Here is a 19,316-nt window from a genome sequence, read left to right on the forward strand (position 1 = left end):
CGGCGGTCAGGAACCGGAGCCGAATTGTTGCTCCGCATAGCCGGCATCCACTTCCACCGCCGCCCCTGCCCGTTTGGCAAGAAAATCACCCGGTCTGCGCGATATCCGGGCATAGAAGTCCTGCAAGCCTGCCGGCAGGCCCGCGGCCTTGGCTTTGGCAGCCGTCACGATCTTTCGGCTGCCCCGGGAGCGCGACTGCAGCGCCTCGACGAGCTTGCCGTGGAGGAGCCGCAATTCGGCAAAATCCGGCGACGACCCGACATTTTCATCGCCGACGACGGCATTGAGCCTCGTCCTCACCCTCTTTCCCTTGAGCTCCAGCGATCCCGCTTCGAGCAGGGCCCAGCCCGCCAGCGATCGCACTGTGTCGTCGGACGCGAGGATGTCGAAGTTCACCGCCTTGCACGCCGTCTCGATACGCGCTGCGATGTTCACCGCGTCGCCAACGGCGGAATAGTTGAATCGCGACTCCGCACCCATGTTTCCGACGCAGGCGATGCCGGTATGGATTCCGATACCGATGCGGATCGTCTGCCCGGCCCCGAATCCGAATGCATCGCTTTCGTTGAGGCGAGCAATCGTCTCGCGCATGGCCAATGCCGCGCGAACGGCCTTGGCAGGATGATCTGCGACATCGACCGGGGCATTCCAGAAGGCCATGATCGAATCGCCGATGAACTTGTCAAGTGTGCCTTCATTGGCGGTGACATGACGGCTGAGCGCATCGAGAAGCGTGTTCAGAAATCGCACGACGGCGGTGGGCGGAAGTGTTTCGCTGATCTCGGTGAAGTTTCGCACATCGACGAACATCACGGTCAGTTCGCGGTCGTCTCCGCCGAGACGAAGCGCGTTGGGCGTGTGCTCGATACGGTAGAGAAGCGATGGCGACAAATATTGGCCGAAGGCCCGCCGGACCGCGCGCCGCTCCCGGTCAGTCACCAGGAAGCGGAAAGAGGTTGTCGCGAAATGCGTGATCGTGCCCATGACGATCGGCGCAAACGGATCGAACAGCAGTCCCGCAAGCGAAAAGGCAAGCCATGATGCGACGAGCGCCAGGCCCGTGATCGCCAGGCCGCAGGCGAGCGCAATCGCGGGGCTTACGAAAATCGTGAGAATCACGAGGAGGCTGCCCAGCGTCGCGATCGACGCAATTTCCAGCCCGTTTGCCCAGTCGGGCCGCGACAGATAGTGGCCAGACAATATCTGCTCGACGATCTGCGCGTGGATGGAGACGCCCGGCACGTTCTCACCGAGCGCCGTGACACGAATATCCTGCAGCCCGGCGGCGGAAGTGCCGACAAACACGATGCTGCCCTCGATCGCGGCCCTTGTTTCTGGCGAGACGCCGCCGGGCGCGAGCACGTCCTTCGCTGAAACATACCGTTCCGCTCTGTCGGGACTGACATAGAGCCAGAGTTCGCCGGCCGAGGTCACCGGGATAACGAAGTCGCCGATCTTGACGGAGGTCATTATGCCCTGCCGATCCGGCGCGCCGGCTATGAGGTAGGTGGAGGCGCCCTGCGCTACCCTTATGGCTTCAAGGGCAAGATCAGGATAAAGCTGCTCGCCATCGGTCAGAAACAGTGGAGTTGCCCTCACCACCGCGGTCGATCTGCCCGGATTGAGGCTGATATGTCCGATGCCGGCGGCATTGGCCTCGAGCTGCGGCCGCAGCGGTGTGGCTGCCCCGATATGGGGAGGAGCATCGACCGGGCTCTCGCCGGTAAAGGCAATGCCAGCCTTCATTTGCGGCCGATAGTTCCCTTCGTTGGAGATGCCGTAGCCCAGGATAACCGGCTTGCCGGCGATAGATCGGGCGAAGATTTCGTCGTTGTCGGGCAGACGGTCGAGCAGAGCAGGATCGATGCCTGGCACGTCGCGGACGACACTGCGAGGCGACAGACGATCGGGTTCGGCGAAAAGCATGTCGAATGCGATGGCCGCCGCACCAAGCTCCGTCAGTTTCTCGACCAGAGCCGCCACGCGATCCCTGGGCCACGGCCACTGCCCGAATTGACGCAATGAAGCCTCGTCGATGTCGACCACGCGGACGGGCACCGACTCGAAGCTGCGAGGTGCCAGCTTTTGATATTGGTCGAACGCCACTTCGCGGGCGAGCCTCAACGGCTGCGGGTCACTCGCCCGGACAATGGTAAGCGCGGCTACCAGCGACAAGCCCAGGATGACGCCGGCCAACTGGACGCGTGTCATGACTTCTGCACCTGTGGCTGTGCCGCGTATCCTTCCTGCATGGTCCCGCCCCGGGAAGTGGCTTTCCGAGCCTCAGGGCTAGGCTGCATTGTTCCCGGCTAATGTGCAATCGCCAACCTTACCGCCCAACGGAATACCGCGGCTCAAGCGCTGGCACGATCAGCCGCTGAGGCGTGCACGAAAAGGTGCAGCCACCCTATCGCCCTCGCATTACGCAAGTCCGGCGTCTCTCGCGAGATAGCGCGGAAGGTCCCGCTGGATTGTTGGCCCGCCATTGCAGTTGCCGCCAAACGGCTTGCCAACAAGAGGTATACTGGTATAACATGTGGATGGTATGGTGTCTTGGGGAGAGACATCCTAAGAAAATGCAAGCATGCCGACCATGTTGGTCGGCGTTTTTTGGGAGGAAACACCGATGAAGTTTGCAATCGTGGCGGCGCTCGCGGGCGCCGCGCTGGGGAGCGTTTCGGTTATGCCGGCGATGGCGTCCTCGGATAAGCCGGTCATCGCGCTCGCCAATGCCTATTACGGCAACACCTGGCGCCACCAGATGGTGGAAGCGTTCGAGGCCTCTGCCAAGGAGGCGAAGGCCGCCGGCCAGATCGCCGACTATATCGTCATGAACGGCGACGGTTCGGTCGCCCAGCAGAACAGCCAGATCGCCGAGCTGATCCTGAAGAAGGTCGACGTGCTCGCGGTAGACGCCGCTTCGGAAACCGCGGTCAACGGCGTCATCGAGAAGGCCTGTAAGGCCGGCATCATCGTCATCTCCTTCGATTCCGTCGCCTCGGCGCCGTGCAACTACCAGCTCAATTTCGATTTCAAGGGTTATAAGGCCACCCAGGCGGAGGCCGTCTTCAAGATGCTCGGCGGCAAGGGCAACGTCATCCAGGTGCGCGGTGTGAAAGGCTCGGCGCCGGACAACGATATGTTCAACGCCCAGCAGTCCGTGCTGGCCAAATATCCCGACATCAAGGTGGTCGCGACCGTCTACGGCCAGGCGACCGCCTCGGTGGCGCAGGCGGCGATCGCCAACGTTCTGCCCTCGCTGCCGCATGTCGATGCCGTGCTCGGCCAGGGCGGCAGCGACGATGTCGGCATCGCCCAGGCCTTCGTCCAGTATGGCGGCGACTATGCCGGCAAAATGCCGGTCATCGAAGGCGGCGGCGGCACCGATTTCGTCAAATGGTGGGCCGACGAGAACGCCAAGAACGGCTATCAGACCGTGTCGATGAACACCACGCCGGGCATCGGCGGCGCCGCCTTCTGGCTCGGGCTGTCGCTGCTCAAGGGCGCCAAGGCGCCTAAGCTGATGATCATGCCGGTGGCGACGGTCGACGCCGGCAACCTCAAGGACTACGCCAAGCTGCCGGGCGGCCAGATCATCAGCCCGAGCTACTCGCTGGACTGGGTCAAGCAGAACCTGCTCAGCAAGTGACCGTTCAGGGATCGGGCGCTGCCGCACGGCCGCGCCCGATCCTTGTCCGCGCAGAACCGGAGGACGAATGTCCCACATCGCCGTTGCCGTACAGGGCACTGCTGCCGGCGCAGTTCCTGCAGCCCCTGCCAGGCCGAGCGTCGTTTCCCTGAGCGGGATCACCAAGAGTTTCGGGCCGACGCTTGCCAATGCGGGGATCGACCTCTCCGTGCAGGCCGGCGACGTGATCGGGCTCGTCGGCGGCAACGGCGCCGGCAAATCGACGCTTATGCGCATCCTGTGCGGCGCGATGTGGCCGACGCTCGGCGCGATCTCCTTTGCCGGCGAAATGGTGGCGTTCGCAGCCTACCACACCGGCGAGGCGCAGCGGCGCGGCATTCGCATGGTGCATCAGGAGCTGTCGCTCTGCGCCAACCTGTCGGTGGCCGAGAACTTTTTCCTGGAAACTCCCGGCGACTCTGCAAGCCGGCCGGGCTGGCGCGCCCTCTACCGTGCCCGTGCCCGCGCCGCGCTCGATGCTGTCTTTCCCGGCAATGGCATCGATGCCGATGCCGATGTTAACCACCTCACCATCGCTGAGCGGCAGATGGTGGAGATCGCGCGCGCCGCGGCGACGCCGGGCGTCAAGCTCATCGTGCTCGACGAGCCGACATCCTCGCTCGATCTCGACCGCTCGAAACAGCTCAGGGCCTTCATCCGCGAGCGGGCGAAGGCGGGGCTAGCCTTCATCTTCATCAGCCACAAGCTGCAGGAGATCATCGACGTCGCCACCGAGGTGGTGGTGCTGCGCAACGGCCGCACCGCATGGCAGGGTCATACCGCCGATGCCTCGATCGGTAAGCTTGTGCAACTGATGGGTGGCGACGCCGATCCGGTCCACCAGCACGCGGTGTCCGCAGCATCCTCCCAAGATGTGCTGGTGCGGCTCTCCAGCCCACTGACGGCCGGGCTTGGCCGCAACATCGACATCGTGCGCGGCGAGATCGTTGGGCTCGCCGGCCTCGAGGGCGGCGGGCAGAAGGAATTGCTTCACGCCATCTTCAATCCGGAGCACAAGCATCGTGCGTCCGTCACAAGGCGGGCGGAGGCAGGCTTCATCGCCGGCGATCGGCAGAAGGAAGGCGTGTTCCCGCTCTGGAGCGTGCTTTCCAACATCAGCATCGGCGCGCTTGCCCGCCGGCCGGCGCTGGGCGTCGTTTCCGAGCGCGCCAACGGCGAAACGGCGAAAGGCGCCGCCAGCAAGCTGCGGCTCGATAACAAGCGCTTCCAGTCCAACATCACCGAACTCAGCGGCGGCAACCAGCAGAAGGCGCTGGTGGCGCGGGCGCTGGTCGCCGACACGCCGATCATCCTGCTCGACGATCCGACGCGCGGCGTGGACATCGCCACCAAGCAGGATTTCTACCGCCTCTGCAACGAGGTCGCGCGCGGCGGCCGGGCGCTGGTCTGGCATACGACCGAGGACGCAGAACTGCTCGCCTGCGACCGCGTGCTGGTCTTTTCCGGCGGCCGGATCGTCAAGGAGCTGGCGGGCGAGGCGATCACCGAGCAGGCCATCGTCGGCGCCTCCTTCGCACAGCCGGAAGACAAAGCCGCCGGCGTTGGACGCAAGCAGACCGCCATTGCCGGACTTGGGCGCAAGCTGGTCAATGCCGCGCCTTTCATCGGACTTGCCGCCGTGCTCGCCACCATGATCGCGATCAACCCGGCAGTCGCCTCCACCTTCGGCCTCGACTTGCTCTTGATGCCGGCGCTGTCGCTCGTGCTGGTGACCGCTGCGCAGATGTTCATCGTCGGCGGCAGCGAGATCGACCTCGGCGTCGGCGCCTTCGCCGGACTGGTCAGCGTGCTCAGCGCCACGCTGCTCTACGATCAGCCATGGCTCGGCGCGCTGGCGCTGGTGGCCGCGCTCGCCGCCTATGCGGGGCTTGGCGGCGTCATCCAGGCGCGCAAGATCCCGGCCATCGTCGTCACGCTGGGTGCATCCTTCATCTGGGTCGGCATCGGCTATGCGCTGCAGCCGACACCGGGCGGCGCGAGCCCGGACTGGCTGACCGCCCTCTTCGGCTGGTCGGTCAGCTTCATGCCGACGTCGATCATCATGATCGCGGCCGTGGCGCTGATCGTGCTCGTCATTGATCGCTTGCCGCTCGGCGTGGTGCTGCGCGGCTTCGGCAATAACCCGGCCGCGATGATCCGTTCGGGATGGTCGCCGACGCGCTATGCGCTGGTACGCTACCTCATCGCCGGTCTGTTCGCCGGCGCCGCCGGCCTGTCGCTGACGGCCATCAACACCGCGAGCGACATCAACTCCGGCAATTCCTACACCTTGCTCAGCGTCGCCGCCGTGGTGATGGGGGGCTGCTCGCTGCTCGGCGGCATCATCTCGCCGATCGGCGCCGTCGCCGGCGCGGTCACGCTGTCGTTGATCGGCGCGCTGCTCGGCACGCTCAGCGTCAGCAGCGACTATAACGCCGCCACGCAAGGGCTGATCCTGATCGCCCTGCTCACCCTGCGCAGCCTGACCGCCGACCGCGGGAGCGAGCCATGAACGCATTCGCAGGCTTCGGCATCTGGGCGCAGCGCAATCGCTGGATCTGGGCGGCGATCGGCGTGCTGATCCTTTGGCTCGTGCTCTCCATCGTCACCAACCGCTTCAGCCTCTCCAGCCTGTCCGGCGTCATTCTGTCGGCATCCTTCCTGACGGTCGTCGGCATCGGCCAAATGTTCGTGGTGACGACCGGGCGCGGCAACATCGACCTGTCGGTCGCCTCGGTGATCACGCTCAGCGCCTTCGTCGCGCTGCTCACCGTCAAGGGTCAGGACGCGAACCTCGCCGTCGGCGTCGTCGCCGCCATCGTGCTTGGCGTTGCCGTCGGGGCGTTCAATTCGCTGCTCGTCGTCGGGCTCGGCATTCCGGCGATCATCGCGACGCTGGCGACCGGCTATGTGCTGGCAACCGCGACGCTGCTATCCAACAAAGCAATCCCGGGTTTCGCCGTCAGCCCTGCCCTCAAGGATATCGCGACGGGACGCATCGGTGGTGTACCGATCATGGCCATTGTCGCCATCGTCGGCGTAGCCTTAACCTCCTTCGTGCTGCGCTACACCGTGTTCGGACAGCTCCTGTCGGCGGTCGGCCAGAACCGCGCCGCGGCGCGGCTCGCCGGCATCCGCAACGGCCGGGTGATCGCGTCCGCCTTCGTCATCTCCTCGGTGCTGGCTTCAGTCGATGGCCTGCTGCTCGGCGCCTATATCGGCGGCGCCTTCCTCGAAATGGGTCAGCCCTATCTGTTGCAGTCGATCGCCGCCGTGGTGCTTGGCGGAACGCTGATCTTCGGCGGCTCGGCGACGGCGCTGGGCACGCTTTTCGCCAGCATCTTGCTCATCCTGATCGTTACCACCATGCAGATCATCGGCTTGCCGCCGGGCGTGCAGGACATCGTGCAGGGCATCGTCGTCATCTTCGTGCTGGCGCTGGCCGGACGACAAGCGCTGGGGAGGCGCGCCGCCGTCGATCCAGCGGATAGCGAGGCGGATCCAGCGGCCAAGGCGGAACCGAGCGCCCCGACTGTCCACTCCGGTTGAGGAAACACAACTCGACGATTCCTCTTGCCAAAATACGGTAGAGTGATCATACCAGTATACAAGGTGACGATTGGCGCGGCTGTCGTCCGAAATTCAGGGAGCAAAGCCAGATGACGACTATTGCGCTGTTCGGTGCGGGCGGGAAAATGGGCTACCGCTTGTCGACCAACTTTCGCGGTTCCCCCTACACGATCCGCCATGTCGAGATCAGCGAGGCCGGCAAGGAACGCCTGAAAACCGGGCTCGGCATCGACACGCTCAGCGTCGACGAAGCGCTCGCGGGCGCCGAGGTGGTGATCCTGGCCGTCCCCGACACGCATATCGGCAAGGTTGCTGCCGGCATCGAGAGCAAACTCGCGGCCGGCACCATGGTCATCGTGCTCGATGCCGCGGCGCCCTTTGCCGGCCATCTGCCGAAGCGCTTGGACCTGACTTACTTCGTCACGCATCCCTGCCATCCGCCGATCTTCAACGACGAAACAGATATGGCGGCCAAGAAGGATTTCTTCGGTGGCGTAAAGGCCAAGCAGCATTTCGTCAGTGCCCTGATGCAGGGACCGGAGGAAGACTACGCCAAGGGCGAGAAGATCGCCCAGATCATCTGGGCGCCGGTGATGCGCTCGCATCGCGTCACCGTCGAGCAGATGGCGCTGCTCGAGCCCGGGCTCTCGGAGACGGTTTGCGCTTCGCTGCTGGTCGTCATGAAGGAAGCGCTCGACGAGGTCGTGGCGCGCGGTGTCGACCGGCAGGCGGCGCTCGACTTCCTGCTCGGCCACATGAACGTGCTCGGCGCCGTCATCTTCGGCGAAACCAAGGGCGTGTTCTCGGACGCCTGCAACAAGGCCATCGAATTCGGCAAGCCGGTGCTGATGCGCGACGACTGGAAGCGCGTCTTTGAGCCGGAGGAGATCGCCGCGAGCATCCAGCGCATCACCTGAGGCGGGTTTGCCCTCTCCCCTTGTGAGAGAAGGTGGATCGGTGCACAGCGCCGAGACGGTTGAGGGGTGTTCCAGCCGAGTGAGACACTCCTCATCCGACCGAGCTTCGCTCGGCCACCTTCTCCCACAAGGGGAGACGGAAGAAACAACTAGCACTCAGGTACACATTACCTGAATTTGTGGTTGACTCATCATACCAGTTGGCCTTAGCTGATCCTGGCTCGTTTCGACCGGATAGCTGAAGGCGGGCCATGGGAGGATGGCGGGGAAACGACAGCGAGAACCGGTTCGGATGAAGCCGAAAGGCTTCCGCACGCCGAACCGAGCTGCCTGCACCGCCGGACGATTTCAGATGCAGACAATCGCCTCGGTCATCCGAGGCGGGTTTTCAACGGGAGGACTTCATGAAATTCACTCGCAGAATGACGCTTGCGGCTTTCGCCGGCGTACTCGCACTCGGCACCGCCATGCCCGCCTATGCGGCGGACCTCATCGCCATCATAACGCCCTCGCACGACAACCCGTTCTTCAAGGCCGAAGCCGTCGGCGCCGAGGCCAAGGCCAAGGAGCTCGGCTACGACACGCTGGTGCTGGTGCACGACGACGACGCCAACAAGCAGTCGGAGTTGATCGACACCGCGATCGGCCGCGGCGCCAAGGCGATCATCTTAGACAACGCCGGCGCCGACGCCACCGTCGCCGCCGTGCAGAAGGCCAAGGACGCCGGCGTTCCCTCCTTCCTGATCGACCGCGAGATCAACGCCACCGGCGTCGCGGTGGCGCAGATCGTCTCCAACAACTACCAGGGCGCCCAGCTTGGGGCGCAGGAATTCGTCAAGCTGATGGGCGAGAAGGGCAACTATGTCGAGCTGGTCGGCAAGGAGTCCGACACCAATGCCGGCATCCGCTCCAAGGGTTATCACGACGTCATCGACGACTATCCGGACCTGAAGAAGGTCGCGCAGCAGTCGGCCAACTGGAGCCAGACCGAGGCCTATTCCAAGATGGAGTCGATCCTGCAGGCCAATCCCGACATCAAGGGCGTGATCTCCGGCAACGACACGATGGCGATGGGCGCATACGCGGCACTGGCCGCCGCTGGCCGCAAGGACGTCATCGTCGTCGGCTTCGACGGATCGAACGACGTGCGCGATTCCATCAAGTCCGGCGGCATCAAGGCGACGGTGCTGCAGCCGGCTTACGCCCAGGCGCAAATGGCCGTCGAGCAGGCCAGCGACTACATCAAGAACAAGAAGTCGCCCGAGAAGGAAAAGCAGCTCATGGACTGCGTGCTGGTCAATGGCGACAATGCTCCCAAGCTGGAGACCTTCGCGCTCACCAACTGAGCCGGCGCGATGCACGCTGCGAGGGGCGAACGCGCGTTCGTCCCTCGCCTCCATTTCACTTTCCGGATGCTTTTTTGACCGCCATGCCGAACAAGTTGACCCGGCTGACCCTTGGGCTGATGCTTGCCGCGCTCGCTGGCATCGGCCTCGGCGCCTGCAAGATCCTGCCGACGCCGTCGGCGCAAGGCGGCGACAGCGCCAACAACTCGGCCTTCAATCCCGACGGGAAGGTCGAGGAAATCTGGGCCTCCAAGGTCATCCCCTATCTGCAGCAGAAGGCCGGGCCGTTCGCGGAAGTCCACGCTCAAGCCAAGGCCGATCAGGCCGCCGCCGGTGCCAAATATGGCAATCCGAAGAAGCAGGCGAACTCGCCATGGACCTTCGCGGTGCGCGTCGAGGGCAAGATCGTCGCCGCCAACACGCAGTCGCGCGCGGGAACCATCGATGTCGACGTCGATGGCGACGGCACGGCGGATGCGCGGGTGCAGATCGGGCCGGCCATGCGCGGCACCGCATTGCGCGACAGCCTCGACTTCGTCCAGTTCAACGATTTCACCAACCAGATCGACTTCGCGCAGTTCGGCAAGGCCTTCAACGCCTATGCCGACAAGACGGTGCTGTCCAAGCTGCCGCGCGAGGCGCTCGAGGGCCGGACCGCCAAGGTGCTCGGCGCCTACACGATCGAGAGCGGCCAGGACCTGCCGCTGGTGACGCCGGCGGAGGCCGAGATCGGGCCGAAGCCATGAGTTCCTCGCCCGGTCACGACGTCATCCTGAAGCTGGAGGACATCTCCAAGGTCTACGCCGGCACCGTCGCGGTCAAGCATGCCAATTTCGAGGTGCGCAAGGGCGCGGTCAACGTGCTGGTCGGCGAGAACGGCGCCGGCAAATCGACGCTGATGAAGATCATCGCCGGCGTCGAACGGCCGACCGCCGGGCGCATCCTGCTCGACGGCAACGAGGTGTCCTTCTCCTCTTCCGGCGACGCGGTGAACCGCGGCATCGGCATGGTGTTCCAGGAGCTGAACCTGTTCGGCAATCTTTCGGTCGCCGAGAACATCTTCGCCACGCGCGAGCTGACCAACCGCTTCCGCAAGATCGACCATAAGGCGCAGGAGCGGCTCGCCGCAGACTTCCTCGTGCAGCTCGAGGCCGGCATCCGGCCCGAGATGCTGGTCGAGGATTTGCGCATCGGCCAGCAGCAACTGGTCGAGATCGCCAAGGCGGTGTCGCTCGACGCGCGCATCCTGATCATGGACGAGCCGACCTCGGCGCTGAGCGCGGCGGAGGTCGAGATCCTGTTCAAGGTCATCGCCGATCTCAAGGCGCGCGGCGTAGCGATCGTCTACATCTCGCACCGGCTGGAAGAGCTGATCCGCATCGGCGACTACATCACCGTGCTGCGCGACGGCCGCATCACCGGCCAGGAGGAGATGCGAAACGTCGACACGCAGTGGATCGTGCGGCAGATGATTGGTTCCGACGCCAAGGATTTCGCCAAGGCCGACGGCCATCAACCGGGCGAAGAGGTTTTCCGCGCCGAGGAGATCTGCTTGCCGCGCGTCACCGGCGGGCTCGCGGTCGATCACGTCTCGCTCTCCCTGCGCGCCGGCGAGATCCTCGGTATCTACGGGCTGATGGGCGCCGGACGCAGTGAGCTGTTCGACTGCATCATGGGCCGCCACGGCCAGGCCAGCGGCAGGATCTTCATCGACGGCAAGCCGGTCAGGGAGCGCGACACGACGCGGCGCATCCAGCGCGGCCTGGCGCTGATCCCGGAAGACCGGCAGCGCGAAGGCCTGGTCTCGATCCTCTCTGTCGCCAGCAACCTGACTCTGGCCAGCCTGTCGCGTTTCGTCAGCCTGTTCCACATCCGTGGCGGCGCCGAGCGGCAGGCCGTTGTGCAGATGGTGAAGGAACTGGCGGTCAAGGTCGCCGATCCGGCGCAGGAGGTGTCCTCGCTGTCGGGCGGCAACCAGCAGAAGGTGGTGATCGGCAAGGCGCTGCTCACCGGGCCGAAAGTGCTTCTGATGGACGAGCCCAGCCGCGGCATCGATGTCGGCGCCAAGGCCGACGTCTTCCGAACCATGCGCAAGCTTTCGCGCGATGGGCTGGGCATCCTGTTCGCCACCTCAGACCTCGACGAGGTGATGGCGCTGTCCGACCGGATCGCGGTGATGAGCAACGGAAAATTGACGGGGATGTTCGATCGCGCTGAGGCGACGGAAGCGGCGATCGTCGCCGCGTCGGCGCTCGGCCACGGACCCGCGCATGGGGAGCAACGCCGATGACCGACATCCCCGCCAAGGCTGCCGCGCCATCCGCATCCGGCGGCTCGCTGCTGCTGACGCTGATGAAGCTCAGGACCTTCATCGCGCTGATCGCGGTGCTGGTGTTCTTCTCGATCGCGGCGCCAAACTTCCTCTCGGCCGCCAATCTGATCCTGATGGCCAAGCACGTCGCGCTCAACGCCTTCCTCGCCATGGGGATGACCTTCGTCATCATCACCGGCGGCATTGACCTGTCGGTCGGCTCGATCGTCGGCCTGTGCGGCATGGTCGCCGGCTACCTCGTGCTCAACGGCATCGACCTGCAAATCGGCTACACCGTCTATTTCAACGTCTTCGAGATCGCGCTGATCACGCTCTTGGTCGGCATCGCGATCGGCGCCGTCAACGGACTGCTGATCACCAGGCTGAACGTCGCGCCCTTCATCGCCACGCTCGGCACGCTCTACGTCTCGCGCGGCCTGGCGCTGTTGTCGTCGGACGGCCGCACCTTCCCCAACCTCGTCGGCAAGCCGGAACTCGGCACCACCGGCTTCGGCTATCTCGGCGCCGGCAAGCTGCTTGGACTGCCGGTGTCGATCTGGATCCTGCTCGTGGTGGCGCTTGGGGCGGCGTATCTCGCCAGATACACGCCGCTCGGCCGCCATATCTTCGCCGTCGGCGGCAATGAGCGCGCATCACGCATCTCGGGCGTGCGGGTCAACATGGTGAAGATGTTCGTCTACATGTTCTCCGGCTTCTGCGCGGCGATCGTCGGCCTCATCATCTCGTCCGAGCTGATGGCCTCCCATCCGGCGACGGGCGAGAGCTTCGAGCTCAACGCCATCGCGGCTGCAGTGCTCGGCGGCACCTCGATGTCTGGCGGTCGGGGCACGATCGGCGGCACCATCGTCGGCGCCTTCGTCATCGGTATCCTGTCCGACGGACTGGTGATGATGGGCGTCAGTTCGTTCTGGCAGATGGTCATCAAGGGCCTCGTCATCATCGTGGCGGTGGTCGTCGACCAGGCGCAACGCCGGCTGCAGAGCCGCGTTACGCTGATGCAGATGGCGAAGGTGGGCTGACCATGACTGAGTTGCATGGAGCGCTGATCGGCTGCGGCTTCTTCGCCGTAAACCAGATGCATGGCTGGCTTGACATCGACGGCGCTTCGATCGTGGCGATCTGCGACCGCGATCCCGAGCGCCTCAGGATCGTCGGCGACCAGTTCGGTGTGGCGAAGCGCTACAGCGACGCGGCGGCGATGTTCGCGAACGAGAGCCTCGACTTCGTCGACATCGCCACCACCGTAGGCAGCCATAGGCCGCTGGTCGAGATGGCGGCCGCGCAGCGTGTCCCGGTGATCTGCCAAAAGCCGTTCGCGCCGACGCTTGCCGACGCCAAGGCCATGGTGAAAGCCTGCGCCGACGCTGGCGTGCCGCTGATGGTGCATGAGAACTTCCGCTGGCAGTCGCCGATCCAGGCGGTGCGTGCCGTGCTCGACAGGGGCGAGATCGGCACGCCCTTCTTCGGCCGCATCTCCTTCCGCTCGGCCTATGACGTGTTTTCCGGCCAGCCTTACCTGGCGACGGGCAAACGCTTTATCATCGAGGATCTCGGCATACACATCCTCGACATCGCCCGCTTCCTGCTCGGCGACGTGTCGAGCCTCACTGCGCGCACCAAGCGCGTCAATCCCGCCATCGTCGGCGAGGACGTGGCGACGATGCTGATGGACCATGAAGGCGGCGCAACGTCGGTGGTCGATTGCAGCTACGCAACGAAGCTTGCCACCGAACCGTTTCCCGAGACGTTGATCGAGCTCGACGGCAGCGACGGCACGATCCGGCTGGCGCAAGGCTACCAGCTGACGGTCACCGGCAAAAGCGGCACCGCCGTCAGCGACGTGTCGCCGCCGCTGCTCTCCTGGGCCTCGCGGCCATGGCACAACATCCAGGAAAGCGTCCTGGCGATCCAGATGCATTGGGTGGATTGCCTGGCGACGGCCAAGGAGCCGGCGACGTCCGGCGCGGACAATCTCAAGACATTCGCTCTGGTCGAGGCTGCCTATGCCGGCGCCGCCAGCCGGCAGCCGGTACGGATCGACGATCTGCTCAGATGACCAAACACCCCCTCCTCCTCTACGGCACGCGCGTGGCCGAGGCCGAACCGGTTCGGCTCAGTGCAGGGCCGCTCAGCGCCGATTTCGTCAACGGCAATCTGCGCACCATCCGCCACGGCAGCATCGAGGTGCTGCGCGCCATCGCCTATATCGTGCGCGACCGCGACTGGGGCACCTATGAGCCAGCCCTGTCGGATCTGGTCATCGAGCAGAGCGACGAAAGTTTCAGCGTGCGCTATTCGGCCAGTTGCGAGGGACCGGGCGGCAGCCGGCTCGGCTTTGACGCCACGATCGAGGGCCATGCCGATGGCCGTCTCACCTTCGATGTAAGCGCGCTGCCCGAAAGCGATTTCGAGACCAATCGCTGCGGCTTCTGCATTCTGCATCCGATCGCCGGTCTCGCCGGCAGCCCGGTGACAGTCGAGCACACCGACGGCCGCCGGGTGGATACGAAGCTGCCGCTGCTGATAGACCCCTGGCAACCCTTCAAGGACATGCGCGCCATCACGCATCAGATGCGACCCGGTGTCAGCGCCGAATGCCGGATGGAAGGCGACATTTTCGAGATGGAGGACCAGCGCAACTGGTCCGATGCCTCCTACAAGACCTATGTGCGGCCGCTCGCGCTGCCATGGCCCTATATACTGCCTGCCGGGCAAACCAATCGTCAGACGATCACCCTGCGCATTGCCGGGGACTCTCGGGTGGCTGCCGCGCCAACCGGCGCCGAACCGGTGCACATCGAAATTGGTGAGGCCGGCGCGAAGCTGCCAAATATCGGCGTGGTGATCTATCCCGAGGACGTCGAGACGGCGCTCGGCAATTTGCCGCTGCTCGACAAGCTTGGCCCGCAGCAGCTTCTCCTCCACCACGACCCGACGCGCGGCCATGGCCTGGGCGCTTTGCAGGCTCATGCCGAACTCGCCGCCGCATTCCCCGCCAGGACGACACTTGAATGCGTCGTCGCCTGCGCCGGCGATCTCGACGGCGAACTCTCCGATGTCGCCGGGATGGTGCGCAGGGCCGGCTTGCAGCTCGACGCCGTCGCGGTCTCGCCTTCGGTCGACCGGCAGTCGACCCCGCCCGGCAGCACCTGGCCGGCCTGCCCGCCGCTCGAGGATCTCTATGCCGCGGCCCGTCGTGCCTTCCCCGGCATCCGCCTCGGTGGCGGCATGTTCAGCTATTTCACCGAGCTCAACCGCAAGCGCGTTCCAGCCGGCGCGCTCGATTTCGTCACCCATTGCACCTGCCCGATCGTGCATGCGGCCGACGACCTCAGCGTCATGCAATCGCTGGAAGCCCTGCCTTTCATCACCCAGTCGACACGGGCGATCTACGGGGCGAAGCCGTATCGCATTGGCCCTTCGACCATCGCCATGCGGCAGAACCCCTATGGCGGCGCGACCAAGGACAATCCGGACGGCCAGCGCATCGCCATGGCCAATCGCGATCCGCGCCATGCCGGCTTGTTCGCTGCCGCCTGGACGATCGGCTATGCCGCGCGCGTGGCGCCGGCCGGGCTTGAGATGCTGACGCCCTCCAGCTTCACAGGGGCGTTCGGCTTGCTGGCGGCCGCCGGCGAACCCGCTGGGGAAGGAACGCAGCGGCCAATCTTCCACGCAGTGCGTGGCCTCGCCGCGCTGGCCGGCCATACTTATATCGCTACGCGCTCAACTGACGAGGACCGCGTGGCGGTGCTTGCGGGACGTTCGCCGACCGGCGTCATCACAACCTGGCTGGCAAACCTCACGCCGGACGATGTCACTGTCGACGCCTCGGCGGTTGTCGGCGAAACGGCGGAGCCAGCAGCGGTCTGGGACGAAGCGGGTGGGCGCACGCTTGAACTGGGCGCGGCTACAGGGCGCTTCACCATGCCGGCTTACGCCATAGCCAGGATCGGCTGAGCCTATTTCTCCGAGTTCATCACGTAGAGGGCGCGCGAGCGCTCGAGGTGCTTGATCATCGCCCTCTCGGCGCCCTCGGCATCCTTCTTCTCGATGCGGCCGATGATCTCTTCGTGTTCGGTCAGCGTGAACTTTTCCTTGCCGGTCCAGATCAGCATCTCGGTGTGATATTCCTTCAGCCAGCCGAGCATGGCTTCGCTGACCGCGACATAAATCGGATTGCCGGAGATCGCCGCGATCTGGGTGTGGAAGCGCATATCGGCGGAGATGAAGGCCTCGGCGTCGCCGCGCGCGGCACGCTGCTCGGCGACGGTCGCCTTGAGCCGCTGCACGTCTTCCGGCGTCGCCTTCTCGGCCGCTTCCCTGACCATGCCTCGCTCGAAGAAGATGCGGGCGGTCTTCAGATGCTCCAGCGTGTCCTTCGACGACGACAGGATGATCTTGGCGGCGCCGTCGACCTGCTTGATGATCGACTTGGCCGTCAGTTGCAGCACCTTGGCGCGCTCGCCGTGCGAGATGGCGACCAGCCCCATATTGCTCAGCGCCTGCATCGCCTCGCGGATCGCCGGACGCCCGACCTCGAAGCGCTCCATCAGTTCGCGCTCGGACGGCATGTCGTCGCCCGGCTGCAACTCGCCGCTGGTGATCAGCCGCTTCAGCCTGGCAAAGACTTCATCGGAAAGCTTGCGCCGGACGATCGGTTCCGAACGGTTCATTGCCGCGAATCACTCCCTTGGCCCAGTCCCAATCTAGCACCGCGTCCGCAAATTCCGGAATGCCCGTCGTCCCCTCGCATGGCGTGCCACCGGGCAGGATATTGCTTGCAATGCTTATGTACTCATTATACCAGATTTCAGGCGCAGGGAATTCTTTTCCTGCCTTTTCGACTGGGTATTGCCGGCCATGATCACCCTCACCTATCGCATCGAGACCCCGGGCAGCATCGAGGCGCTGGCAGCCAAGATCGCCAGCGACCAGTCGACCGGCACCTTCGTTGCGTTGCCTGGGGAAACCGAGGAGTTGAAGGCGCGGGTGGCGGCGCGCGTGCTGGCGATCCGGCATTTGCCCGACGCGGCGCAACCTTCGATACCCGAGGCCGGCCCCGGTCCCTTCAAGCGCGCCGATGTCGACATCGGCTTTCCTTTCGACGCGATCGGCACCGATCTCGCAGCACTGATGACGATCGCCATCGGCGGCACCTATTCGATCCGAGGCTTTTCCGGCATCCGCGTCGTCGATATGAAGCTGCCGGAAGAATTCAGGGGCGCGCATCCAGGCCCGCAATTCGGCGTCGCCGGCAGTCGCCGGCTGACCGGCGTCGAGGGCCGGCCGATCATCGGCACCATCGTCAAGCCGGCGCTGGGCCTCCGGCCGCACGAGACGGCCGACCTGGTGGGCGAGCTAATCGAGGCTGGCGTCGACTTCATCAAGGACGACGAGAAGCTGATGAGCCCGGCCTATTCGCCGTTGTCGGAGCGGGTGAAGGCGATCATGCCGCTGATCCACGACCATGAGCAGAAGACCGGCAAGAAGGTGATGTACGCCTTCGGCATTTCGCATGCCGATCCGGACGAGATGATGCGCAACCACGATTTGGTGCTCGAGGCCGGCGGCAATTGCGCGGTCATCAACATCAACTCCATCGGCTTCGGCGGCATGGCTTACCTCAGGAAGCGCTCGGGCCTGGTGCTGCACGCGCACCGCAATGGCTGGGACATCCTCACCCGCCATCCCGGCCTCGGCATGGATTTCAAGGTCTGGCAGCAGTTCTGGCGGCTGCTCGGCGTCGACCAGTTCCAGATCAACGGCATCGCCTCGAAATACTGGGAGCCGGACGACTCCTTCATCCGCTCCTTCGAGGCGGTGACCACGCCGCTGTTTTCGCCGGCCGATTGTGCCCTGCCCGTGGCCGGCTCCGGTCAGTGGGGCGGTCAGGCGCCCGAAACCTATGCGCGCACCGGGCGCACGGTCGACCTTCTCTATCTCTGCGGCGGCGGCATCGTCAGCCATCCGGACGGACCGGGCGCCGGCGTGCGCGCCGTGCGGCAGGCCTGGCAGGCGGCGGTCGAGGGCATTCCGCTCGAGGACTTCGCCAGGAGCCACACTGAGCTGGCGCGCTCGATCGAAAAGTTCGCCGACGGCAAGGCGGCGTGAGCATGCAGGACCTGCTCCTCAGCTATTATGGCGACGACCTCACCGGCTCGACCGACGTCATGGAGGCGCTGGAGCTCGGCGGCGTGCCGACCGTGCTCTTCATGCGCAAGCCCGATGACGGACTGATGGCGCGCTTCGCGCATTGCCGTGCCGTCGGGCTTGCCGGCACCAGCCGCAGCGAATCCCCGCAATGGATGGATACGCATCTGACCGAAGCCTTCGCCTGGCTGAAGTTGCTTCAAGCCGAGATCTGCCACTACAAGGTCTGCTCGACCTTCGATTCCAGCCCGACGATTGGCAGCATCGGCCGGGCGATCGAGATCGGCCGCGCGGTTTTCGCGCAGGACTGCGTGCCGCTGGTGGTCGGCGCGCCGCAGCTCAAGCGCTACACCGCCTTCGGTCACCTCTTCGCGGCCTATCGCGACAGATACTACCGCATAGACCGCCATCCAGTGATGAGCCGTCACCCCGCGACGCCAATGGATGAATCCGACTTGCTGGTGCATCTGTCACGGCAAACAGACCTTCCGTCTGAATTACTCGACCTTGCGACGCTGCGCTCGCCCGGCCGGTCGGCGGCCTTCGACAAGCTGACCACGGATTCATCGATCCTGCTTGTCGATGTCGACAGCCCCGAAAGCCAGGCACTGGCCGGCAAGGAGATCTGGCGCGCCCGCAAGCCAGTCGGATTTTTCGTCGTCGGTTCCTCCGGCATCGAATATGCGCTGCTGCCCGAATGGCAAGAGAGCGCGGCTTCCGGCGCGAGCACCCGGTTCAAGCCTCCAGGTTCCGCCGACCGCATCGCCGTGGTGTCGGGCAGTTGCTCGCCGACGACGGAACGGCAGATCCGCCATGCGATGAGCGACGGCTTCGACGGCATCGAGGTCGACCCGATCGAGCTGGTCTCGGAGGGTTCCGACACGGCGATCGCGCGCGCCGCGGCGGCTGGCAAGGCCAGCCTCGAGGCCGGGCGCAGCGCCATCCTTTACACCGCGCTTGGTCCGGCTGCCGACCGCGGCGCCGAGATCGACCGCCAGGAAGGCGCCCGCCACAAGCTCGGCCGCGGTCTCGGCGAACTGCTGCGCGCATTGACAGTGGAGCAGAAGCTGAAGCGTGTGATCATCGCCGGTGGGGACACCTCCAGTCACGCGTTGGGCCAGATGGGCGTCGATGCGCTGACGGTGAAAATGCCGCTGCCGGCCTCACCCGGCTCGCCGCTTTGCGTTGCCCATTCGAGCATCGCTGCGGTCGATGGACTGGAGGTGGCGCTGAAGGGCGGACAGGTCGGCACCGATCGCTATTTCTCGGCCATCCGCGACGGTCTCGGCGGTTGACGGCGCCGTGCCACA

At 65.0% G+C, this 19,316-nt stretch carries 14 protein-coding genes; 12 read left to right on the forward strand and 2 right to left on the reverse strand.

Annotated elements, in window-relative coordinates; translation table 11 throughout:
* Nucleotides 1–6: 6 nt before the first annotated feature.
* Nucleotides 7–2,211, reverse strand: a complete 2,205-nt coding sequence (locus DPM33_RS11705) for a CHASE2 domain-containing protein (RefSeq protein WP_112097578.1) — start codon at nt 2,209–2,211, stop codon at nt 7–9.
* Nucleotides 2,212–2,626: 415 nt separating this feature from the next.
* On the opposite strand from DPM33_RS11705, the gene DPM33_RS11710 reads away from it, so the two are divergent.
* The 10 genes from DPM33_RS11710 to apnL all read left to right on the forward strand — a co-directional run bounded on the left by DPM33_RS11710 (nt 2,627) and on the right by apnL (nt 15,813).
* Nucleotides 2,627–3,649 (forward strand): ABC transporter substrate-binding protein, encoded by a 1,023-nt coding sequence (locus tag DPM33_RS11710; RefSeq protein WP_112097716.1) that lies wholly within the window; start codon nt 2,627–2,629, stop codon nt 3,647–3,649.
* A 67-nt stretch (nt 3,650–3,716) separates the two neighbouring features.
* Entirely contained in the window at nt 3,717–6,200 is a 2,484-nt protein-coding gene (locus DPM33_RS11715; RefSeq protein ID WP_112097579.1) for an ATP-binding cassette domain-containing protein, read from the forward strand.
* A complete protein-coding gene (locus DPM33_RS11720; protein ID WP_112097580.1) occupies nt 6,197–7,237 on the forward strand; it encodes an ABC transporter permease in 1,041 nt (346 codons plus the stop codon). Before DPM33_RS11715 ends, DPM33_RS11720 begins: the two co-directional genes overlap by 4 nt.
* Nucleotides 7,238–7,347: 110 nt before the next feature.
* Nucleotides 7,348–8,175 carry a phosphogluconate dehydrogenase C-terminal domain-containing protein gene (locus DPM33_RS11725; RefSeq protein ID WP_112097581.1) on the forward strand — a complete coding sequence of 276 codons (828 nt, stop codon included), beginning with the start codon at nt 7,348–7,350 and terminating at the stop codon, nt 8,173–8,175.
* Between the two features lie 404 nt (nt 8,176–8,579).
* Complete coding sequence (locus DPM33_RS11730) at nt 8,580–9,521, forward strand: D-ribose ABC transporter substrate-binding protein (protein ID WP_112097582.1); 942 nt, start codon at nt 8,580–8,582, stop codon at nt 9,519–9,521.
* A gap of 83 nt (nt 9,522–9,604) precedes the next feature.
* Nucleotides 9,605–10,267 (forward strand): DUF2291 family protein, encoded by a 663-nt coding sequence (locus DPM33_RS11735; protein WP_112097583.1) that lies wholly within the window; start codon nt 9,605–9,607, stop codon nt 10,265–10,267.
* The gene (locus DPM33_RS11740; protein ID WP_112097584.1) at nt 10,264–11,811 is read left to right on the forward strand and encodes a sugar ABC transporter ATP-binding protein; all 1,548 of its coding nucleotides are present in this window, start codon (nt 10,264–10,266) and stop codon (nt 11,809–11,811) included. Before DPM33_RS11735 ends, DPM33_RS11740 begins: the two co-directional genes overlap by 4 nt.
* Nucleotides 11,808–12,872: an ABC transporter permease gene (locus DPM33_RS11745; protein ID WP_112097585.1), complete on the forward strand. Its 1,065-nt coding sequence runs from the start codon at nt 11,808–11,810 to the stop codon at nt 12,870–12,872. The genes DPM33_RS11740 and DPM33_RS11745 overlap by 4 nt, the downstream gene beginning before the upstream one ends.
* 2 nt (nt 12,873–12,874) lie before the next feature.
* The gene (locus DPM33_RS11750) at nt 12,875–13,909 is read left to right on the forward strand and encodes a Gfo/Idh/MocA family protein (protein WP_112097586.1); all 1,035 of its coding nucleotides are present in this window, start codon (nt 12,875–12,877) and stop codon (nt 13,907–13,909) included.
* On the forward strand, nt 13,906–15,813 hold the full coding sequence (gene apnL / locus DPM33_RS11755) for a D-apionate lactonase (RefSeq protein WP_112097587.1): 1,908 nt from the start codon (nt 13,906–13,908) through the stop codon (nt 15,811–15,813). Before DPM33_RS11750 ends, apnL begins: the two co-directional genes overlap by 4 nt.
* Nucleotides 15,814–15,815: 2 nt before the next feature.
* Here the strand turns inward: apnL and DPM33_RS11760 are convergent, their stop codons facing one another.
* Nucleotides 15,816–16,529, reverse strand: a complete 714-nt coding sequence (locus DPM33_RS11760) for a transcriptional regulator NanR (RefSeq protein WP_112097588.1) — start codon at nt 16,527–16,529, stop codon at nt 15,816–15,818.
* Nucleotides 16,530–16,716: 187 nt separating this feature from the next.
* Here DPM33_RS11760 and oiaX point away from each other — a divergent pair, with 187 nt between their 5' ends.
* Together oiaX and DPM33_RS11770 are read left to right on the forward strand one after the other, a co-directional pair.
* Entirely contained in the window at nt 16,717–17,967 is a 1,251-nt protein-coding gene (gene oiaX / locus DPM33_RS11765; protein WP_112097589.1) for a 3-oxo-isoapionate-4-phosphate decarboxylase OiaX, read from the forward strand.
* Nucleotides 17,968–17,969: 2 nt separating this feature from the next.
* Entirely contained in the window at nt 17,970–19,301 is a 1,332-nt protein-coding gene (locus tag DPM33_RS11770) for a four-carbon acid sugar kinase family protein (protein WP_112097590.1), read from the forward strand.
* The last annotated feature ends 15 nt before the right edge of the window (nt 19,302–19,316 follow it).

Source organism: Mesorhizobium hawassense, assembly GCF_003289945.1.
In the GTDB taxonomy this organism is placed as follows: Bacteria; Pseudomonadota; Alphaproteobacteria; order Rhizobiales; family Rhizobiaceae; genus Mesorhizobium; species Mesorhizobium hawassense.